20 protein-coding genes are annotated in these 20814 nt (G+C 65.6%); 13 read left to right on the top strand and 7 right to left on the bottom strand.

Annotated features, from left to right (window positions below; all coding sequences use genetic code 11):
• Positions 1-11: 11 nt before the first annotated feature.
• The 3 genes from BLQ61_RS01315 to BLQ61_RS17515 form a co-directional block, all read right to left on the bottom strand.
• Positions 12-1607 carry a DUF4384 domain-containing protein gene (locus BLQ61_RS01315; protein WP_425415597.1) on the bottom strand — a complete coding sequence of 532 codons (1596 nt, stop codon included), beginning with the start codon at positions 1605-1607 and terminating at the stop codon, positions 12-14.
• A gap of 223 nt (positions 1608-1830) precedes the next feature.
• A complete protein-coding gene (locus tag BLQ61_RS17155; protein ID WP_139182702.1) occupies positions 1831-2232 on the bottom strand; it encodes a hypothetical protein in 402 nt (133 codons plus the stop codon).
• A gap of 65 nt (positions 2233-2297) precedes the next feature.
• The gene (locus tag BLQ61_RS17515) at positions 2298-3311 is read right to left on the bottom strand and encodes a hypothetical protein (RefSeq protein WP_245703760.1); all 1014 of its coding nucleotides are present in this window, start codon (positions 3309-3311) and stop codon (positions 2298-2300) included.
• Positions 3312-4047: 736 nt separating this feature from the next.
• Between BLQ61_RS17515 and BLQ61_RS01325 the strand changes: the two genes are divergently transcribed.
• Positions 4048-4788, top strand: a complete 741-nt coding sequence (locus tag BLQ61_RS01325; RefSeq protein ID WP_245703798.1) for a LuxR C-terminal-related transcriptional regulator — start codon at positions 4048-4050, stop codon at positions 4786-4788.
• Between the two features lie 120 nt (positions 4789-4908).
• Positions 4909-5739: a sensor histidine kinase gene (locus BLQ61_RS01330; protein WP_245703762.1), complete on the top strand. Its 831-nt coding sequence runs from the start codon at positions 4909-4911 to the stop codon at positions 5737-5739.
• Positions 5740-5847: 108 nt separating this feature from the next.
• Here BLQ61_RS01330 and BLQ61_RS01335 read toward each other — a convergent pair whose 3' ends face one another.
• Positions 5848-8142 (bottom strand): AsmA family protein, encoded by a 2295-nt coding sequence (locus BLQ61_RS01335; RefSeq protein ID WP_091565726.1) that lies wholly within the window; start codon positions 8140-8142, stop codon positions 5848-5850.
• Between the two features lie 259 nt (positions 8143-8401).
• Here BLQ61_RS01335 and BLQ61_RS01340 point away from each other — a divergent pair, with 259 nt between their 5' ends.
• The 8 genes from BLQ61_RS01340 to BLQ61_RS01375 all read left to right on the top strand — a co-directional run bounded on the left by BLQ61_RS01340 (position 8402) and on the right by BLQ61_RS01375 (position 14593).
• On the top strand, positions 8402-8644 hold the full coding sequence (locus tag BLQ61_RS01340) for a hypothetical protein (RefSeq protein WP_091565728.1): 243 nt from the start codon (positions 8402-8404) through the stop codon (positions 8642-8644).
• Complete coding sequence (locus tag BLQ61_RS01345) at positions 8641-8931, top strand: hypothetical protein (protein ID WP_091565731.1); 291 nt, start codon at positions 8641-8643, stop codon at positions 8929-8931. Before BLQ61_RS01340 ends, BLQ61_RS01345 begins: the two co-directional genes overlap by 4 nt.
• Before the next feature lie 88 nt (positions 8932-9019).
• Entirely contained in the window at positions 9020-9973 is a 954-nt protein-coding gene (locus BLQ61_RS01350) for a pseudouridine synthase (RefSeq protein ID WP_091565733.1), read from the top strand.
• A gap of 30 nt (positions 9974-10003) precedes the next feature.
• Positions 10004-11044 (top strand): microcin C ABC transporter permease YejB, encoded by a 1041-nt coding sequence (locus tag BLQ61_RS01355; RefSeq protein ID WP_091565739.1) that lies wholly within the window; start codon positions 10004-10006, stop codon positions 11042-11044.
• 8 nt (positions 11045-11052) lie between these two features.
• On the top strand, positions 11053-11484 hold the full coding sequence (gene mntA / locus BLQ61_RS01360; RefSeq protein WP_091566453.1) for a type VII toxin-antitoxin system MntA family adenylyltransferase antitoxin: 432 nt from the start codon (positions 11053-11055) through the stop codon (positions 11482-11484).
• Positions 11474-11890: a type VII toxin-antitoxin system HepT family RNase toxin gene (gene hepT / locus BLQ61_RS01365; protein ID WP_091565741.1), complete on the top strand. Its 417-nt coding sequence runs from the start codon at positions 11474-11476 to the stop codon at positions 11888-11890. The genes mntA and hepT overlap by 11 nt, the downstream gene beginning before the upstream one ends.
• Entirely contained in the window at positions 11880-12935 is a 1056-nt protein-coding gene (locus BLQ61_RS01370) for an ABC transporter permease (protein WP_091565744.1), read from the top strand. Before hepT ends, BLQ61_RS01370 begins: the two co-directional genes overlap by 11 nt.
• A complete protein-coding gene (locus BLQ61_RS01375; RefSeq protein ID WP_091565746.1) occupies positions 12932-14593 on the top strand; it encodes an ABC transporter ATP-binding protein in 1662 nt (553 codons plus the stop codon). The genes BLQ61_RS01370 and BLQ61_RS01375 overlap by 4 nt, the downstream gene beginning before the upstream one ends.
• Positions 14594-14664: 71 nt before the next feature.
• Here the strand turns inward: BLQ61_RS01375 and BLQ61_RS01380 are convergent, their stop codons facing one another.
• A complete protein-coding gene (locus BLQ61_RS01380; protein ID WP_091565749.1) occupies positions 14665-15534 on the bottom strand; it encodes a universal stress protein in 870 nt (289 codons plus the stop codon).
• Between the two features lie 154 nt (positions 15535-15688).
• Complete coding sequence (locus BLQ61_RS01385; RefSeq protein WP_091565750.1) at positions 15689-16600, bottom strand: LysR family transcriptional regulator; 912 nt, start codon at positions 16598-16600, stop codon at positions 15689-15691.
• Positions 16601-16689: 89 nt separating this feature from the next.
• Between BLQ61_RS01385 and BLQ61_RS01390 the strand changes: the two genes are divergently transcribed.
• From BLQ61_RS01390 to BLQ61_RS01400, 3 genes are read left to right on the top strand one after another with little or no spacing between them, the layout of a single operon-like run.
• Complete coding sequence (locus BLQ61_RS01390) at positions 16690-18048, top strand: acyclic terpene utilization AtuA family protein (protein ID WP_091565753.1); 1359 nt, start codon at positions 16690-16692, stop codon at positions 18046-18048.
• A 20-nt stretch (positions 18049-18068) separates the two neighbouring features.
• Positions 18069-18434 (top strand): AtuA-related protein, encoded by a 366-nt coding sequence (locus BLQ61_RS01395; RefSeq protein WP_091565756.1) that lies wholly within the window; start codon positions 18069-18071, stop codon positions 18432-18434.
• Positions 18435-18490: 56 nt separating this feature from the next.
• Complete coding sequence (locus tag BLQ61_RS01400; protein WP_091565758.1) at positions 18491-19480, top strand: Bug family tripartite tricarboxylate transporter substrate binding protein; 990 nt, start codon at positions 18491-18493, stop codon at positions 19478-19480.
• Positions 19481-19559: 79 nt separating this feature from the next.
• Here the strand turns inward: BLQ61_RS01400 and BLQ61_RS01405 are convergent, their stop codons facing one another.
• The gene (locus BLQ61_RS01405; protein ID WP_091565761.1) at positions 19560-20621 is read right to left on the bottom strand and encodes an AI-2E family transporter; all 1062 of its coding nucleotides are present in this window, start codon (positions 20619-20621) and stop codon (positions 19560-19562) included.
• Positions 20622-20814: the final 193 nt, after the last annotated feature.

A 20814-nucleotide genomic window follows, 5' to 3' on the forward strand; every position in this document is an offset into this window, starting at 1 on the left:
AGCCTTGCCGCTCAACGCTGGGGTGCGGGTGCTGCTGCAGGACCGGCACCGTTGCCCTGGCGCGGCGCCACGGACCATTGCACGGTCTGCGACACCATGCCCTGCTGGCCCGCCGTCTCGGCAAACCGTTGGCGCAGTTCATCCAGCGTGCGTACGCTGCGCAAGGGTGCCAGCGGCGGTACCTGCAGTTCGGCCGGCAATTTCGGGTACACGTCTTCGGCCGTGGCGAGGCACATCACCGCCTCCGAACCCGGACGGCCCGCATCCAGTATGAAACCTGGGTTGGGCGCCATCCAGTCAGGGATGCGAATGGCCTGATTGGCAGATACCAGGGAATGCGGCTGCAGCATGTTGGGCAGCAGTCGCATGATGGAGCCGCTGGAATCACCGAAATAGCAGTACAGGTGAGATGCGCGCGAAACCGTGGCGGATAGGAAGATCTGTTCACCCTCGGTGAAGGCGGGCCGCTGGCCCACGGGTTGCGGGTTCTCGATCTGCAAGTCGATGGCCCAGGGCGCTGCTGCTGCCACCGCGAGACCCGGACGCTGGTCGTCCGCGGACTGCTGCGGCCCGGATGTAGCCCAGCCGACGCGTGCCAGCGAACCATCCTCGGACAACGCGACGAAATTGCCCAGTGCCGCTTCGTAAGTCTGGAAATCCACGCGCCCGCTGACGGGAATGCCGCGGTCGGCCTGGAACCTGGCAAGCGCCTCGCGCATCACCGGGTCACTCATGGGCAGATCGCCCTGGGTGGGCTGCAGATAGCCGCGTGTGGTGAGTGCACTGCGCAGCAGTTGGGATTGGCCGCCTGCACCGCTTTCCAGGTACCACTCGTGCATCTGGCGCTGGAACTGAGGATGGCTCTGGTCCAAGGTCAAGCACTGCCAGTAGGGGATGCGCGCCCACTTGCCGACGAGTTCGATCATGGCGAGATCGACCAGGGTACGCAGGGCGGCTCCAGTACCGATTGCATAATCTCTGCCAACGTTGAAACGCACTCCGTAGTCGCCGATACGTCCCCCGAGATCGACGCCCTGGCCGCCACTGCCGACTATCACTTCGTTCGCTGAATCAAGGCCCGGGATAATTGTGCGGGTGCGAAAATCTCCTAGATGCACTTCCAATGCAATGATGGTCGCATTGCGACTGCGGCTGTAACCAAGGTCTACTCTTGGCCCCGAGAGTCCATTGTCAAACGTATTATTGATTACGCTTTGATCAACGAACGCAATGGCTCCAGATACATACAAGGCAGGTCGCTGCAATTGCATCTGGTTGTTGTTCAGTAAAATAGTAGTCAGGTTCTGTACAGTATCCTGCCTGGCAATATCTACTTCAAAATCCACAAAGCGGAATGCATTGCTGATTCGGGACATTTGGGAAAGTGCGGTTACTACCATCTCTTTTGTGGCCGCTGGAACTTTCCCTGAAAAATCAACGAATTGCTTGCTGGTGATGAGAGTGGTGGGAACCTCTGCAGCGCGCAGCATACGGTCCATGCACATCAGGGATTCAGAGAAGCTGGAAACAGAGCGCACAGGTCGAACTACAGGCCGACTGGCAACTGGCGCATGCTCTTGGTATTGAGCATCTTTGCGTGCATCCATCGGCGTGGCACAACCCACTAGGACAGTTGTAATGGCTACTATGCCAAACAGATTTTTGCAATGACTGTACTTGGATAAAGCTGTATCCTTCATTGCTTTCTGGAATGACATGGTGATCCTCTTCAGTCGTGGCTCTTACACTATGGACTTGAAAAAAATTTGCAACAATTTATATTACAAGTGCCAGGATCAAGAAAGAGGGTTTTCCCATGGGGCTTCTTTCCTAACGGCAGATATTGACTAGGTCGCCCCGGATGACTACGACTTGATCAGATGATGCTGCAGGAGAACCATTGCCTGCGGGAGCCAATGTCTGAACACAGGTAGTGCGGGTAGCATTTGTCTGCACTGCTGATACTACATCTTTTTCCGTCTGGATGCCGCTCGTATCAGGACTATAAGACCGAGCAATATACCGGGCAATTTTTGCCTTGGCATTGTCGGGTAGGTTCTGGCGATAAACTATGTTTGATGACCCAGCAGGCCTGGCAGTCGGGAATTGCATATAATTGACCCTGCCTGTCAACATTACAGGATCTTCTCCAGGAGCAGCCAAGACGAAGTTGGAGAAAATTGCACCAGAGACCAAAAGCAGAAGGTTGAATATTGCATTCATCTTTTTCATGGTAAATCTCCCGGTCTTAAAAAATAAAAGCTTGGCCGCACGAAACGGCCAAGCTTGTTACTTCCTCAATTGGACGAGGCAGTGTTCCAGCAATAGCCAGTCGGGCAATCAGGCAGCTTGAACTTCGGTGGTTCGCAAGCATCATTGGACGCCAGGTTCTGCACCGCGACGCTACCACGCCCATCAGCCCAGTTCATTACCGTGCCAGAAACGGAAGTCATCTGGGTAGAGCTCCCTCCAATTACAACCTTGGCAAAGTTGGAAGAAAGGTTCTGGAATGCTTGAGAACCCTTACCATTTGCCTTGTTGGTGATGGTTCCGTTGCCAGTCACCGTCTGAGTGGAAGAGCCGCCCTTCTTGATTTCTACCCCATCATAGTTGCTGGCAAGATTCTGAACGGCAGTTGTATCTGCGCCGTCAGCGAAATTGCTGACCGTTCCTCCAGTCAAACTAACGGTCTGCTTGCTGGTTCCAAAAACGTCAACCTTACCTGTATTGCTTGCAGCCGACTGGACGGCCACGGCGCCAGCGCCATCTGCTGTGTTCGAAACACTGGTGCTGGTAAGGCTTGTGGATTGTGTGCTAGTACCGGTGATGGCGACATTGCCCGCATTACTCGATACGTTCTGCATGGCTTTGGCTGCATCCTTGCAGTCCACGCCATTGCAATTTTCGCCTCCCTGCCCTCGGGCTGTATTCGATAGGTTGCTGTTATTCATGGAGGTTGTCTGGGTGGAGTGGCCGCCTCCCGAAAGTTCAACCTTTCCATAGTTAGAAGAAACGTTTTGAATGGCAATGTCGCCTGGATTCCAGGCATGGTTGAATACATCCGCTCCGTTGGAGAGCGTGGTCTTCTGCTTAGAATCACTGCCAGTATTGATGGTGACATAACCACGGTTACTGGAAAGATTCTGAATCGCAGAGGCTTGTGCGCCAGCGTGGTTGTGCGCCTGCGAGCCGGAGTTCACAGTTACCGACTGATCCGACGTTCCTGAAATGGTGATCTGCGGTGTAGTGGTAACGGCAAACGCTGCTGCAGAGGCAATGGTGCTCAATGCAAAGAAGGCAAGCGATTTCATGACAGTCTCCTCCAGGAGCAAAAGATAAAAGCAGAACCTGCTGGCGAATTCCAGCTGACTCTTCATTGACGTGACCGCTGCTTGAATTTTTCCCGCTCATTTGGCAGTCGGTTTTGTCGATTGCAGTTTCTGTCGGAGCAGGGGAGAGAAACAATCGCTAGAAGTGGTTCCCTCATTCGACGTCAAGGAAGGCTGGTTGAAAGATGGCATCAACATGAACTGCCCTGCCTTGGCTAAAGATGATGCTATCTAAAAAATAGCAAAATCGATCATCATCTCACTTTGTAAAGAAAAGTGTATAAAGCAACATGAAGAATAGTTCCTTGGAATTGGACCTCTTGCATAATTTGTAAGCTCTTACAGATGTCCTGGAAGGCGTTGGTGTTGGGTTGTAAGAAAAAAATTGCTTGAGGAAATTTGTCTCTCGAAGAAGAGAAGAATTTTTCATATGTGTTTTGAGTCTCAAAAACTCTTCGTCGTAAAAAATTTGAATTTCGCTACTTGTCAATAGAGAAATCTCTAGCTACGCTCCTTTGTTTTTTTGAATCAAAATGTTTCTTGTGTAATGTAAGAAGATAACTATCCTGCGTACTCATGTTTCGATGTAACTTTGTTTGCTGAAACACGACTTGGTGGAAGTTGCAAGTCGAAGGCGGAGAATTGGTTGCATATGGAGGAGAGACCGATGTCGGGACTTAACATGGCTACTACGAACACATCCATTCACAACGAGCGGATGCTTCCTCCACAACAGTTCGCCATGCACCAGAGTCCCCCGGCGATCTGGCCGGACTTTCTCACTGGGCAGCATGAAAAGCCCGTGCGTGTCCTGCTGGTAGATGACGATGCCCACATGCGTCGGGTGATTGCGCAGGAGCTGATGGCCGATCAGCGCACCCTGCTGGTAGCGCAGGCGGAAAACGTGAGGGAAGGCCGCAAGGCCATCAAGCAGCATGATTTCGACGTCATGCTCGTCGACCTGCACCTGGGCGACGGTGAGGGTTTTGCCCTGATCGATTTCATGAAGGCCGTGCGGCCCTGTGCCGAAGCCATCGTGGTGTCGATCATGGAGTGCGATGACCAGGTGATGCGCGCCTTCGAGCTGGGTGCCACGGGGTATCTGGTCAAGAATTCCTGGTTTGGCAATTACCCGCAGGCAGTACTGCAGGTGGCCAACGGCGGAGCGTCCATCACACCCAACCTGGCACGCAGGCTGCTGCAGCGGTTTGACAGTGGCACGGCGGGTGGGGCTCCTGCCACGGCGCGCCGGACCGACAAGGACATCGAGCGGCTTTCCCCGCGGGAAAAAGAAGTGCTGCGGCTGGTCTCCAGTGGTCACACCAGCGGCGAGATCGGCGAGCAGCTGATGATCAGCACGGTCACCGTGAACACGCACATCAAGAACATCTATCGCAAACTACAGGTGCGCACGCGCGCCCAAGCCGTCCGTTTTGCCTCGGTGCGGGGGCTTTTCTAGCGCGTTTGGCGCGCAGGGCAGGGGATGACCGCCTGGAGAAGTGGCGCCAGACTGGAAGGAACCGCAGTGGCCTTGATCCGGCGTCCGGCTGTTGCACTGGTATGTGTGGCGCTGTGCTGCATGCAACTCTTGCTGTGCGGTTTACTGCTGGCCGCTGCTGGATGGAGTGCCCAGGCGATACGGTATGCGCAGTGGCTGCTGCTCGGACTGAGCATGGTGCTGGCCAGCCTGATATTGCTGCGATTGCCGGGCGATTTGCTGTGGCGCCCCCGGCGCAGCAAGCGCACCAGTCGGGAAGTGGTGCTGGAGCGCCAGCGCATCGCGCGTGACCTGCACGACCATGTCGGCTCCCGAATCGTCGGTGTCATGGCGCGCCTGGATCGTGACGATGCTGCACTGCAACCTCTGGCGCAAGCACTAGAGCAGTGCTTGCTGGAGTTGCGGCTGGTGGTGGACTCCATGGACGGCGACGATGATGTGTTGCCGGGCCGCTTGGCACGCCTGCGCCACCGGCTGCAGCCGGCATTGGATCAACGCGGCATTGCCCTGCGATGGAATGTGGGCGGGGCGAGGGACGTCAATTGGCCTTCAGGCGAGGCAGCACGCGAGTTTTCCGCCATCGTGCAAGAGGCGATCAGCAACATCCTGCAGCATGCCGACGCTACCGAACTCAGCCTGACGCTGCAGCCGCTGGGGCCACCCGATATCCCGCCTGAAGCGTGGTGCCTGCAGGTGCGAGACAACGGTCGCGGGCTGCAAGCTGGGGTAGACACGGGGCAGGGCCTGGCCAACATGCGGCGCAGGGCGGAGCGCCAGGGCGCGCATTGGGAGCTGGTGCCCGTCACCAGCGGTGGCACATGCGTGCAGGTGACCATGCCCGCCTCCGCCAGACAATCGTGCCGCGCTCAAATCGAGGCCCTCGCGCAATCCGCAGGGCAGAAAGGCGCGTGAAACAAGGGCTCAAGACGCCGAAGGGCGTTTCTCAGCCCTTGGGCAGTCCCGCACTTGCCTGTTGTACAGCAGGACCAGGTATGCAAAGTGCATCACTTGTCCGGGCACTCAGCGCTTGCGCTGCTGCGTAGGTGCTTCTCTCTGCGGCGACTGTACCGGCGCCAGCAGCTTTGCACAGCTGGCCTCGTCCTCTGCCCCCGGCACCGTGATCGGCACCAGCGCCAGCGCTGCCGGGGCTACCGCAGCCGCCGCCACGGCCGCGCCGGCGCGCAGCAGCAGCGGTGCTGGCTCCACGCCCACCTGGGGGTTGGCGAAGGTGCCGCGCACGTACAGCGGAGTGCGCAGCGACAGGAATTTCCACTCCAGCGACTTCGGCTTGATGCGCAGGCTCAGCTCTTCCTCGCCCAGATCGATCAGGCCGGTCACGTCGACGATGGCTTCTTCGGTGTTCAGCTTGACGTTGTTCGCATCCGCCATGCCGTCCTTGATACGCAGATCGGCCACGGCGCAGCGCAGCTTCACCTCCTTGTTCTCGCCGAACAGCTTGGCCACCACCACGCTGCCCACGTTCAAGGCCGCCAGGTCCAGCATCTGCTTGCTGAAAGTGCCTTCGCGGATGTACAGGCGTGCGCGTCCGTCGCTGCTGCCCAGCATCTTGGCGAGAGAGTCGCCCTGGCCGGCAAGGGTGAACGACCCGTCCAGCCGGCCAAAGCTCTTCTTCATCAATTCCACCTTGGGGAACAGCGCCGACAGCTGCAGGCCTTCGACTGAGCCCTTGAGCGTGGTATTGAGGGGTTTGCTGCGCCCATCGATCAGCACGTCCGAATCGATGCGCCCCTGGGCGAAGCCAAAGCGCAGCGGTGTCAGGTGCAGCCGCCTGTCCTCCAGCACCGCCCGCACGCTCAGGCGGTCCAAGGGCAGGGCCTCGGGGCGGATGACCTTCTCGCCGGCGAATGCCAGGTCCAGGTCCATGGCGTCCCAGCGTTCGGTAGCGAAATGTGCATCGGGCAGCACCTTGCCTGCACGCTTGCTGGTGCCCTTTTCCTGCGGGCGCTTGCCGCTGGGCGCGCCCAGCACCGGGCCCAGGTCGGCCAGGCGCAGCAGCTTCGAGGTCACGTGCCCCTGCAGCTTGGGTCGCGGCTTGCCCGAGGTATAGGTCACGCTGCCGTGCAGGTCGCTGTCGCCCACCTTGCCGTTAAAATCGCGGTATTCCCACACCGCCTTGTCCGGCGCCAGGCTGCCCAGCAGGCGGCCCTTGACCTCGAACGGCGGCGTGTTGGGCAGTACCAGACCAGTAAGAGGGAACAGGTCGGCCATGCTGGCCCCGCCCAGCAGCACCTGCAGGTCCATGCCCGAGAGCTGCGCCGGGTTGTTCAGCACGCCCTCGACCTGCGTGCGCACGTGGCCCGAGCGCAGGGACGCGCGCAGTGGGTAGCGCACCTGCTTGTCGCGCAGGGCCAGCATCGACCCCCCCACAACGCTGCCACGCACCTGTGCCTTGCCGTACTGGCCCTGCACGGCCATGCGCACGCCATAGCGCCCGTCCTCGGCTTGCGGCGCACCGGGCTCCAGGGTGTCCACCCGCGCGCGCAGCGCCAGCTGCTTGGTGCCATCCACGTAACCCAGCCAGCCGCCGCGTACCACCAGCTGGTCCACGCGCAGGTCCCACGGGTTGTCGCGCTGCTCGCCTTGCTTCTCCTGGCGGCGTGAGTGGAAAGTCCAATTGTTGGTGCCATCCTGGCGCCGTGCCAGCGCGATGTCGGGGCCGCTCAGCACCAGCGTATCCAGTACCACCGTGCGCGACAGCAGCGGCAGCAGGCGCAGCGTGGCGCTGGCGCTGCGGATGGTGCCCATGTCCTGCGGGGTGCGCGGTGGCGCTTCGGCCTGCGCATCTCGCGCGGCTTGGGCATCTTCGGAAGACGCCGTTGCATCACGTTCGGACGCAGTGTCGGCGGGGCCGCCTTGGGGCGCCTCATCTGTGTCGTTCTGCGGTGCCGGGCGGGGTGGCAGGGCGGGCAGACCGTCAGCAGGCTTGGCGGGCGCCTCGGCCACGGCAAATCCCTCGGGATTGCCCAGCACCAGCTGCTGCGCCTGCACCGTCACTCCGGGTACCCAGCGGCGCCAGCCGCTTTCCAGCGGCTGCGGCCAGTGCCAGTGCGCGTCCAGATCGCCCTGGATGGCGAAGGTGCGCCCGGAGGCTTCGCTGACCTTGGCGTTGATGCGCGGCTTCAGGCGGTTCCAGTCGAAGGTGGCCACCAGTACCACCAGCAGCACCAGCACGGCTGCCAGCGCGGCCAGCACCAGCAGAAGCCAGCGCAGCAAACGCGGGCCTCGCGTTCCCGGCCTGACTGGTGCAGCGGATGGGGTGACAGGAGTTGAAGTCTCTGTACTCATGTATGGCATAGGCAGGAAAACATCGCTGGCACGGCTGTGGCCGCTGGCCGTGTCAGACCGCGCAGCCATGCTAGTGCCGCTGCCGGTACACCAAGCGCCGGGCCGCGGGATTGCCGCGCTTGTCCTACACCTGGCATGGCAGGGAGCGCTGAAAGAGGAATCGGGCAGGCAGATTGGCGCGTCATTGGCCTACGTGTTGCGCTTATTTGTTGCTTACAGAATCCAAACGTATTCACGGTTTGTTGATTGATTGAGGAGGCTGCTTTCCATGCGCTCTGCGAATGCGTTGACCCAGGAGACCATTTTTGGCATCGCCGACGGCGCCACCTATTCCGGCATGCTGTGCATGGGCGAGGACGGACGGCGTTACTTCTTCACGCAGGCCCAGGTGGATGGCCACGCGATCGCGGTTCCAGGTGAGGACTTCGAATCTAGGGAAGCTGCGCTCAAGGGCCTGGCGCAGATCGCTGGTACCTGCCGTGCGGCTTCAGGTGCCGGGGAGCGGGCATGAGCGCCACCACCGTGCATGTGCTGGAAGAGAGCTACCGCGGCTTCCTGATCCGCATTCCGGTGCCCGAGCAAGACGGGCGCATGGTGTCCGAGCCGGTGCAGGTTAGCGTCACCGCCATCACCGACCATGCCGCTACGCACCTGGATCTGGTCCGCTGGGACGCGGTGGAGCGGTCCGAAGGTGACCTGCATACGCTGGCGCATATCAAGCACGCCATCGATGTGGCGCTGGAAGGGGCCGAGCATCAGCCACCGCTGCCCGGGGTGTTCGAGCCAGGTTTGCAGTAAAAAGTGCCTCCAGCCCTTGTTCTGAAAGGGGGGTAAGCTATCAAAGAAGGAGCGATTTGTCAGGCTGCATGGCTACAATCGCCCTCCCATGCACAACCCGCACGATCCCCGCGTTCTACCGCTGCGCGATGGCGTCAGTCCTAGCTGCGTGGTGCTGCCGTCCGTCGGCCAGGGGCTACTGCTGGACTTTCTCGCGATACGTCTGCCTGCCGTCACGCGAACGGACTGGGTCAGGCGCATGGCTGCCGGCGAGGTGGTGGACGAGTTGGCGCGGCCCGCCCGTCCCGATACGCCTTTCACCCCTGGCCTGCGCTACTACTACTACCGCGAGGTGGCGCATGAGCAGCCCGTGCCGTTCCACGAGAGTGTGCTGTACCAGGACGCGCATATCGTCGTCGCCGACAAGCCGCATTTCCTGCCCGTGCTGCCGGCCGGCGGGCACCTGCAGCACACGCTGCTGGTGCGCTTGAGGCGCCGCCTGGGACTGCCGGAACTCTCGCCGGTGCACCGCATCGACGCCGGCACTGCAGGGCTGGTGCTGTTGTGCGTGCAACGCGCCGAGCGTGGCCGGTACCAGGCGCTGTTTCGCGAACGGGCCGTGCGCAAGCTGTATGAGGCGATCGCCCCCTGGCGTGCCGATCTGCCGCTGCCGCGCGTGTACGAGAGCCGGCTGGAAGAATGCGGCCACTTCTTTCGCATGCACGAAGTGCCGGGCGTGCCCAATGCCATCACGGCCATCGACGTCATCGAGCGCCTGGGCCCGCTGGCACGCTACCGGCTCGAGCCGGTGACCGGCAAGCGCCACCAGTTGCGCGTGCAAATGGCGGCGCTGGGCATGCCGCTGGTCGGCGAGACGCTGTACCCCCAGGTGCGTGACGCGGCGCCGGGCGACTATTCCCACCCGCTGCAGCTGCTGGCGCGCGAGATCTCGTTCACCGATCCGGTCACGCAGGAGCGGTGGCGCTTCACCAGCCAGCTGCGGCTGCGCGCGCTGGCGGAACTGGTCGATGCGGCCAGCCATACTTCCGGGGCTGTGGCCTGATGGCTGCCGTGTGAAGAAAGGACGCCCGCCATGTTCGCCTACATCCTCAAGCGCCTGCTGCTCATGCTGCCCACGCTGCTGGGCGTGCTGCTGCTGACCTTCGTCGTCATCCAATTCGTGCCGGGCGGCCCGGTCGAGCAGTACCTGGCCGAAGCCAAGGCCGGGATGGGCGCGGGTGGCGGTGGGGCGGGCGAGGGCGGCGGCATGGCCTACCGCGGTGCGCAGGGGGTGGACCCCAAGCGCCTGGAGCAGATCAAGCAGTTGTACGGCTTCGACAAGCCGGCGCACGAGCGCTTCCTGCAGATGCTGGGGCAGTTCGCACGCTTCGACCTAGGGCGCAGCTTCTTTCAGAACAAGGACGTGTGGCAGCTCATCAAGGAAAAGCTGCCGGTGTCCATCAGTCTGGGGATGTGGACGTTTTTCATCAGCTACCTGGTCGCCGTGCCGCTGGGCGTGGCCAAGGCGGTGCGCGCCGGCTCGCGCTTCGACTTCGTCACCACGCTCATCATCCTGGTGGGCTACGCCATCCCCGGCTTCGTGCTGGGGGTGGCGCTGCTGGTGATCTTCGGCGGGCAGCTGCAGTGGTTCCCGCTGCGCGGGCTGACGTCGGCCAACTGGGACGAACTCTCCTGGGGCGCGCGCATCGCGGACTACCTGTGGCACATCGCGCTGCCCGTCACCGCCATGGTCGCCGGCAGCTTCGCCGTCACCGCCATGCTGACCAAGAACGCCTTTTTGGAGGAGATCCGCAAGCAGTATGTGTTGACGGCACGCGCCAAGGGCCTGTCCGAACGCCAGGTGCTGTACCGCCACGTGTTCCGCAACGCCCTGCTGCCCATCGTCACCGGCTTTCCAGCAGCCTTCATCGGCGCGTTCTTCGCCGGCTCGCTGCTGATCGAGACGCTGTTCTCGCTCGACGGCCTGGGGCTGCTGAGCTACGAGAGCGTCATCCGGCGCGACTACCCCGTGGTGCTGGGCACGCTGTTCCTGTTCACGCTGATCGGGCTGGTGACCAAGCTGGTGTCCGACCTGTGCTACGTGTGGGTCGACCCGCGCGTGAAGTTCGATTGAGCCGCGCCATGTCAGTGCATGTTGCGCCGCTTCCTGTCCTGGACGCCGCCGCCGCACCGCTGGTGACGCTGCTGCGCCAGCGGCTGCCCGGGTTGCTGGCGGTCTATGGCTTCGGCAGCCGGGTGCAGGGCACGGCGCGTCCAGGCAGCGACCTGGACATGGCGGTACTGGTGCCAGGCTATGTGCCGGCACTGCAACTGTGGGAGCTGGCGGGCGACTTGGCGGCGCTGGCTGGCACCGACATCGATCTGCTGGACCTGCGCGCCGCCAGCACCGTGATGCAGTACCAGATCGTGACCACGGGCCGGCGCTGGTGGGCCCGGGACAGCCAGGCGGCGCTGTACGAAGCCGCGATACTGAGCCAGAAGACCGCGCTGGACACGGCGCGCGCCGGCCTGCTGGCCGACATCATGCAAAGGGGAACCGTTCATGGCCGATGACGTGCTGCTGAACAAGGCGGCCACGATCGAGCGCTGCGTGGCGCGCGCACGCGAGGAATACTTTCGCGACCCGGGCAGCTTTGCCCAGGACTTCACGCGCCAGGACGCGGCCATTCTGAACATCCAGCGCGCCTGCGAGGCGGCGCTGGACATGGGCCAGCACCTGGTGCGGCGCGACCGCATGGGCGTGCCGCAGGGCGCGCGCGACGTGTTCGCGCTGCTGGAGCGGGCCGGCGCCATTGCACCCGAGCTGTCGCAGGAGCTGCAGCGCATGGTGGGCTTTCGCAACATTGCCGTGCACGACTACCAGAAACTGCAGCTGCCGATCACCGTGGCCATTATCGAGCGGCATCTCGATGGCTTTCTGCACTACAGCCGCATCCTGCTGCAACGCGATGGCGGCTGAGCATTCGTCCCCCGCTGCCGCACAGGCCGGCGCCTCACCCGCGCGCCGCGCCTGGCGGCGGTTTCGCAGCAACCGGCTGGGCTTGTGGAGCCTGGTGCTGTTCGCCGTGCTGGTGCTGGTAAGCCTGGGCGCCGAGCTGGTCAGCAACGACCGGCCGCTGCTGGTGCGTTACGACGGCCAGTGGTACTTCCCGCTGGTGCGCGACTACCCCGAGACCACCTTCGGCGGCGACTTCGCCACGCCGGCCGACTACCTCGACCCGTTCGTCCGCCAGCGCATCACCGAGGGCGGCAACTGGGCGCTGTACACACTCAACCCCTACGGCCCGGACACGCTGAACTACTTCAGCCGCGAGCCCAACCCCTCACCGCCCTCGCGCGAGAACTGGCTGGGCACGGACGACCGCGGGCGCGACATGCTGGCGCAGCTGATCTACGGCTTTCGCGTCAGCGTGCTGTTCGGGCTGGCCCTCACGGCGGTCGGCGTAGTGCTGGGCGTGGCGGCCGGGGCGGTGCAGGGCTTCTTTGGCGGCAAGACGGACCTGGCGTTCCAGCGCTTCATCGAGATCTGGGGCTCCATGCCCGAGCTGTACCTGCTCATCATCTTCAGCGCCGTGTTCGCGCCCAGCATCGCGCTGCTGCTGGTGCTGCTGTCGCTCTTTGGCTGGATGGGCCTGTCGGACTACGTGCGCGCCGAATTCCTGCGCAACCGCCAGCTCGACTACGTCAAGGCCGCGCGCGCCCTGGGCGTAAAGAACGGGCAGATCATCTGGCGCCACATCCTGCCCAACAGCATGACGCCGGTGGTCACGTTCCTGCCGTTTCGCATGGGCGCGGCCATCCTGGCGCTGACCTCGCTGGACTTCCTCGGCCTGGGTGTGCCGCCGGGGACGCCCAGCCTGGGCGAGCTGCTCAGCCAGGGCAAGAACAACATCGACGCGTGGTGGATCTCGCTGTCGACCTTCGCGGTGCTGGTGACCACACTGCTGCTGCTGACCTTCATGGGCGATGCGCTGCGCGACGCGCTCGACCCGCGCAAGCAATGAACGACGACTTGTCCCCGCGACCCGCACCTTCCGCCGATGCCGCGCCGCTGCTGCAGGTGCAGGACCTGCGGGTGGCGTTTGGCGGCAAAGAAGTAGTGCACGGCGTCAGCTTCGACGTGCAGTCTGGCGAAAAACTCGCGCTGGTGGGCGAGTCCGGCTCCGGCAAGACCGTGACGGCGCTGGCCCTGCTGCGCCTGACCGGCGACGCGCGGCTGGCGGGCCGGGCGCTGCTGCAGGGCCGCGGCGACCTGCTGCAGCTGTCCGAGCGCGAACTGCGCGGCGTGCGTGGCGACGACATCGCCATGATCTTCCAAGAGCCGATGACGGCGCTGAACCCGCTCATGCCGGTGGGCCAGCAGGTGGCCGAGGTTTTGATGCTCAAACAGGCGCTGACCCGCACCCAGTCTGCGCAGGCCGCTATCGAATTGCTGGCGGCCACCGGCATCCCCGAGCCCGCTCGGCGCGCCGCCAGCTACGCCCACCAGCTCTCGGGCGGACAGCGCCAGCGCGCCATGATCGCCATGGCCCTGGCCAGCCGCCCGCGCCTGTTGCTGGCCGACGAGCCGACCACGGCGCTGGACGTCAGCCTGCGCGGCCAGATCCTGGAATTGCTCGCCGACCTGCAGCGCCAGACCGGCATGGCGCTGCTGCTCATCACGCACGACCTGCAGTTGGTGCGCCGCTTCGCCGACCGCGTGGCGGTGATGCAGCAGGGCCACCTGGTCGAGCAGGGCACGGTGGCCGCAGTGTTCCAGGCGCCACAGCACGCCTACACCCGCCGCCTGATCGACAGCATCCCGCGCCGCAACGTGCTGGAGGCACTGCCGGCAGGCGACGCGCCGCCCGCCGTGCAGGCGCGCGACCTGCGCGTGGCCTACCCGGTGCCGGTGCCCGGCGTGCGCGGCTGGTTCAAGAAGGGCGAATACGTCGCCGTGCGCGGCGTGGCGCTGCAGTTGCCGCAGGCGCGCACCCTGGGCGTGGTGGGCGAGTCCGGCTCGGGCAAGTCCACCCTGGCGCAGGCGCTGCTCGGGCTGCTGCCCAGCAGCGGCGAACTGCAGGTGGCCGGCCAAGCCTGGCAGCAGCCGGCGCAGCACAACAGCGTGCACAACCAGCAGCTGCGCCAGCAGGTGCAGGTGGTGTTTCAGGACCCGTTCTCTTCGCTCTCGCCACGCATGACGGTGGCCGAGATCGTCGGCGAGGGCCTGCGCGTGCACGCGCCGCAGCTGGACGCGCAGGCGCAGCGCGAGCGCGTGCGCGACATGCTGGCCGAGGTGGGGCTGGAGGAGGCGCAGTTCCCCGGCCTGCTGGATCGCTATCCGCACGAATTCTCCGGCGGCCAGCGCCAGCGCCTGGCGATCGCCCGCGCGCTCATCGTGCAGCCGCGCGTACTGGTGCTGGACGAACCCACCAGCGCCCTGGACGTGACCATCCAGCAGCAGGTGCTAGCGCTGCTGCAACGGCTGCAGAAGGAGCGGGCGCTGGCCTACGTGCTGATCACCCACGATGTGGCGGTGGTGCGTGCCATGGCGCATGACGTGATCGTCATGAAGGACGGCGAGGTGGTCGAGGCCGGGCCGGTGCAGCAGGTGCTGCAGGCGCCGCGCCACACCTATACCCGACAGCTGGTAGACGCGGCAGCCGAGCTCCACGGCGTCTGACGCCCCATGCCGCGCGTGGCGGGCGACCCAGCAATATGCACTGGAGGCAAGGAGTCGCAGCCGATGTTCAGTCAGCGCAGCACCAGCACCGGCACGCTGCACAGGCGCAGCAGCGCCGTGGTGCTGCTGCCCACGATCAGCTGGCGGATGCGCGAGTGGCCGTAGGCGCCCAGCACCAGCAGCGCGTCGCCATGCTCCTCGGCCAGCGCCGGCAGGGCTTCCTCGGGCGCGCCCGGCACGATGCGCGTGTCCACCTCGAACCCCGCGGCCACCAGCGTGGCCCGTGCCTCCTGCAGGCACTGGCGCGCGGCGTCGGTGGGCTCGCCGGCCATCGCCAGCAGGCCGGGCATGCCGCGCAGCAGCGGGCTGCGCGCCACGGCCTGCACCGCGCGGTGGGCGGTGGCGCTGCCGTCATAGGCGACGACGAAGCGGCTGGGCGGCGTGAACTCCGGGCGCGTGACCACCAGCACCGGCTGGCGCACCTGGCGCACCACGCCCTCGACGCGGTGGTCCAGGCGCAGCTTGCGCGGCGCGCTGGCGCGGTGGTTGCTGCCCAGCACGAACAGGCGTGCCATGGCTTCATGCTCCAGCAGCACGTCGGTCAGCTCGCCGTGGCGCAGCAGCGTCTGCACCGTGGGGATGATGGTCGTTTGCTGCACGCGGGTGCTGGTCTCGTCGAGCATGCGGCGCGCCGCCTCCTGCGCCAGTTGCGAGCGCTCCTCGTCCAGCGCGTGCAGGCGCTCCAGCAGCAGGTCCTGCGCGCCCATGCCGATCACGCCGCTGTAGTCGCCCACCGGGGGCAGCGGCTCGGGCTGCTGCAGTGCGTGCAGCAGCGCCAGCGGCGCGCCCAGGCGGCGGGCGGCCCAGGCGGAGCCGTCGGCTACGGCATGGGTGGCGGCCAGTCCGTCGATGCAGGCGTAGACGGTGTCGTGGGCGTTCATGCGATTCCTTTCCTGGACAGACGTTGGCGCAGCGGCGATGCCGTCAAGTGTGGCACCCCCGACCAGCGCCGGCCATCGGTGCCATCCATCGTAGCGTGAATTGCAAGCCAAAAATGCCATTGGCCCACATGGATCATGGGCCTATAGCTATGTTTTAGATAGCATCAGGCGTGCCGGGCCGTGCCTGCAGCACCAGGTCGTACAAGGCCTGCGCGGCCGCCGACAGGCTGCGGTCGCGCCGGCGCACCAGGTAGATGCGGCGCGTCAGGCCGGCCAGGGGCAGCGGCCGGGTGGCCAGCTCGGGGTGCTGGAAGTGAAACAGGGCAAAGCTCGGTACGACGGTGATGCCCAGCCCGGCGTGCACCATGCCGGCTACCGTGGCCAGTTGCTCGACCTCCATCAGCGTGCGCATGGGCTGGGGGTGCAGCGCCGCCTCCAGGTACTGGCGCACGCTGCTGTGCCGCGCCAGGTGGATGAACGGCCACTGCGCCAGGGTGCGCGCCAGCGCCGCGCCGCGCGGCAGGGCTGCGGCGGCCAACGGATGGTCGGCGCGGCACACCAGGTGAAAACCGTCGCTGCACAGGGCTTCGGCGCGCAGCTCGGGCGTGTCGGCGCGGATCGCGGCGAGCGCGAAATCCGCGCGCCCGTCGGCCACGCGCTCGATGCAGGGCTCGGACAGCACGTCGGCGATGTCCAGCTCGACGCCCGGGTGGCGCGCATGGAACAGCGCCAGCACCTGCGGCAGCCAGCCGGCGGCCAGCGAGGGCAACAGCGCCAGCGCTACGCGGCCGCGGCGCAGCGTGGCCGCATCGCGCATAGCTGCCAGGGCGGCATCGACCTCGGCGCGGATGCGCAGCGCCGCGGCGTGGAAGTTCTCGCCCTCGGCCGTCAGCGCCACGTGGCGCGTGCTGCGGTCGAACAGGCGCAGGCCCACGCTGTCCTCCAGCGCACGGATCAGCGCGCTGAACGCCGGCTGCGACAGGTGGCACTGCGCGGCGGCGCGGGTGAAGCTGCGCTGCGTGGCCAGCGCCAGGAAAGCGTCGATCTGGCGGGTCGAGATATTCATTTGTTTGGCCGATGAATTCATCTTGATAATCTATTTCACAGAATAACCGCGCCCACCTACAGTGGCCCGATACCACCCACGGACCCTGCATGGCAACTTCCCCACCTTCCCCCTTGCTGATCGGCTGCGCGGCCGGCTTTTCGGGCGACCGCACCGATGCCGCGGCGCCGGTAGTGCAGGCGCTGGTGGACAGTGGCCGGCCGGCGGCGCTGATCTTCGAAACGCTGGCCGAGCGCACGCTGGCGCTGGCCCAGCTGGCGCGCCGCGCCGACCCGGCCGCCGGCTACGAGCCCCTGCTGGACGATCTGCTGCGCCCGGTGCTGGCGCAGTGCCTGCAGCATGGCGTGCGCATCGTCAGCAACTTCGGTGCGGCCCATCCAGCCGGCGCGGCGCGGCGCATAGTGCAGCTGGCGCGCGAACTGGGCGCGCGCGCTCCGCGCGTGGCGGTGGTGCACGGCGACGACCTGAGCGATGCGCGGCACCGCGCGTTGCTGCAGGACGCGCTGGGCGCGGCCATGCCGGCGCAGCCGCTGGTCAGCGCCAACGCCTATATCGGCGCCCAACCCATCGCCGAGGCGCTGCGCGCCGGCGCCGACGTGGTGGTCTGCGGCCGTGTGGCCGACCCATCGCTGGTGCTGGGCCCGGCGCTGGCGCACTTCGGCTGGGCGCTGGACGACTGGGACCGCCTGGCGCGCGCCACCATGGCCGGACACCTGCTGGAGTGCGGCGCGCAGGTCACGGGCGGCTACTTCGCCGACCCGGGCTACAAGGACGTGCCGGGCCTGGCCCGGCTGGGCTATCCGATCGCCGAGATCGACGCCGACGGGCACTGCACCGTCACCAAGCCGCCCGGCACCGGCGGGCGCGTGGACGAGCGCACCGTCAAGGAGCAGCTGCTGTACGAGCTGCACGACCCCGCCGCCTACCTGACGCCCGACGTGGTGGCCGACATCACGCAGGCGCATGTCACGCAGGTCGGCCCGGACCGGGTGCGGCTGGAAGGCGTGCGCGGCCATGCGCGCCCGCCCACGCTGAAGGTGAACCTGTGCTTCGAGTCCGGCTGGTTCGCCGAAGGCGAGATTTCCTATGCCGGCGCCCGCGCCGCCGACCGCGCCCGGCTCGCGGCGCAGGTGCTGCGCGAGCGCCTGGCCGGCGTGGCGCCGCTGCGCGCCGACCTGATCGGCGTGGCCAGCGTGTTCGGCGACGACGCCGGGCAATGGCAGGCCGCGCAGACAGGGCAGGGCGCCCGGGACGTGCGCCTGCGCGTGGCGCTGCAGCACGCCGAGCGCGGCTGCGCCGAGCGCTTGGTGCACGAGGTCACCGCGCTGTACTGCTGCGGCCCGGCCGGCGGCGGCGGCGTGCGTACCGCGCTGCGCCCACGCCTGGGCATGGCATCGTGCCTGGTGCCGCGCGCGGCGGTGGCCACCGGCTTCACCTGGGTGCAATGAACGGCTTGCGAAGGACCACCATGGAATCGACCTCGCACCTCACCGTCCCGCTGTACCGCCTGGCCCACGGCCGCACCGGCGACAAGGGCGACCGCTCCAACATCAGCGTCATCGCCTGGCACCCGGAGCTGTGGGAGCTGCTGGTGCAGCAGGTCACAGAAGACGCCGTGGCGCGCCAGTTCGCCGCGCGCCGGCCGCGCCGCGTGACGCGCTACCTGCTGCCGCAACTGCAGGCGATGAACTTCGTGCTCGACGGCGTGCTGGACGGCGGCGTCAACGATGCCCTGAACCTGGACAGCCACGGCAAGGCGTTGTCGTATCTGCTGCTGGACCTGCCGGTGCGCGTGCCGCAGTCGCTGGCGCCGCTGCTGGCCGGGCCGCCGTGATGCCCGGGCGCACGCATCTGATTTTTCCTTCCCCCACCACCATTCCAGGAGACACCATGCGCTTTTCCCCCGACCGCCGCCGCGCCACCGCTGCTGCCGCCACCGCGCTGCTGGCGCTGACGCTGGCCCACACCGCCGCGGCCCAGGCGCCGGCCTACCCGGCCAAGGCCATCACGTTCGTCGTGCCGTTCGCCGCCGGCAGCGCCACCGACCAGCTGGCGCGCGCCCTGGGCCAGTCCGTCACCACCGACACCCAGCAACCGGTGGTGGTGGAGAACAAGGGCGGCGCCAGCGGCATGATCGCCGCGCAGGCCGTCGCCAAGGCGCCCGCCGACGGCTATACGGTGCTGATCACCACCAACACCACCCACGCCGCCAACGAGCACCTGTACAAGAAGCTGCCCTACGACCCGGTCAAGGACTTCGCACCCGTCACCGGCCTGGGCAAAGGTGGGCAAGTCTTGGTGGTGAACGCCAGCGCGCCTTACCAAAACGTGGGCGAGCTGCTGGCTGCGGCAAAGAAGAACCCCGGCAAGCTCAGCTTCGGTAGCGGCAGCTCGTCGAGCCGCATGGCCGGAGAGCTGCTCAAGCAGCTGGCTGGCGTGGACATCCTGCACGTACCCTACAAGAGCAACCCGCTGGCCATCACCGACCTGCTGGGCGGGCAGATCGATTTGATGATCACCGACACCTCCACCGGCGTGCCGCAGGTCAAGGCCGGCAAGCTGCGCGCGCTCGGCTACTCCACGCAAAAACGCAGCGCGCAGCTGCCGGACGTGCCGACCATCGCCGAGGCCGGCGTGAAGGGGTATGACATGGGCTACTGGTTCGCCGCCTACGTGCCCGCCGGCACACCGGCGCCGGTGGTGGCGCGCCTGAACGAGCTGCTGTCCAAGGCCACGCGCGCGCCGGCGGCGCGCACCTTCTTCGACACGGCCGGCTCGGAAGCCTGGACCAGCACGCCGCAGGAGCTGGCGCGCTTCCAGGCGGAGGAGACGCAGAAGTGGGGCCGGGTCATCAAGGCGGCGGGAATCGAGCCGGAGTGATGAAAGGGGCTGTTCAGGCCCCCAATTTAAGAAAAAACGGCTGCTGGCCCTTGTGCTGTATGGGCCGGTAGCTATGTTTTCAGGAGCGAGCCGGCGACTGGCGCGGTGGTGCGTACAGGTCCCACACGGCGATGAACAGCGCGGCGATGACCGGGCCGATGACGAAGCCGGTCAGGCCGAACAACGCCATGCCGCCCAGGGTGGAGATCAGCACCACGTAGTCGGGCAGTTTGGTGTCCTTGCCGACCAGCAGCGGGCGCAGCAGGTTGTCCACCAGGCCGATGACGCAGATGCCGTACGCCGTCAGCGCCACCGCCTGCCACACGGCGCCCGTGGCCAGGAAGTACAGGGCCACCGGCCCCCAGATCAGCCCCGCGCCCACCGCCGGCAGCAACGACAGGAAGGCCATCAGCACGCCCCACATCACCGGGCCCTGGATGCCCAGGATCCAGAAGATCAGGCCGCCCAGCGCGCCCTGTGCCAGGGCCACCACGATGTTGCCCTTGACGGTGGCGCGGATCACGGTGGTGAATTTGGTCGACAGCTGCTGCTTGTGCGAGGCGTCCAGCGGGACGGCCTCGCGGATGCGCGCCGCCAGGCGCGCGCCGTCGCGCAGCAGGAAGAACAGCAGATACAGCATGACGCCGAAGCTGACCACGAACTGCAGCGTGTTCTGCCCCACGTCCAGCGCCTTGGTCGCCAGGAACTGGCTAGCCTGCGCGCCGACCGAGCTCAGCCGCTCCTGCACTTCGGTCAGCGACCTCAGGTGCAGGCGCTCCAGCAGCGACAGCAGCCACTGCGGCAGCGCGTCCAGGATCTGCTGCGCGTACTGGCCATAGTTCAGCTGGCCCGAGCGCACGCGCGCATAGGCCACGCTGGCCTCCTGCACCAGCGAGGCGGCGATCAGCGCCGTCGGGATGATGACCACCAGCAGGCACAGCGCCAGCGTGATCAGTGCCGCCAGGTTGCGCCGCCCGGGCAGGCGCGCCAGCAGCCGGCGGTGCAGCGGATAGAACAGGATGGCCAGCACCACTCCCCAGAAGACGGCGCCGATGAATGGCCACAGGATCGCGCCGAATGCCAGCGTGGCGACGACAAGCAAAAGCAGCAGCGTGCGTTGGTGGATCGAGGAGTCGTTCATGGGGTGCCCGGGCAGGAAGTGCCGCAAATGTAAGGCCGCCAACCAGGGGCAACCGGCAGGCCGGACGCGCCGGTCGCTGTAGGCATCGGTGGCACAATAGCCCCTTGCACCAGGCCCTTCCCCTGCCACAGTCGCATCCGCCAACCGGTTCAGCCGTGACGCGGAAGGTTTTCTCCAACCAGCTCAAGCTTCC

The organism is Oryzisolibacter propanilivorax, from assembly GCF_900103645.1.
Taxonomy (GTDB): Bacteria; Pseudomonadota; Gammaproteobacteria; order Burkholderiales; family Burkholderiaceae_C; genus Melaminivora; species Melaminivora propanilivorax.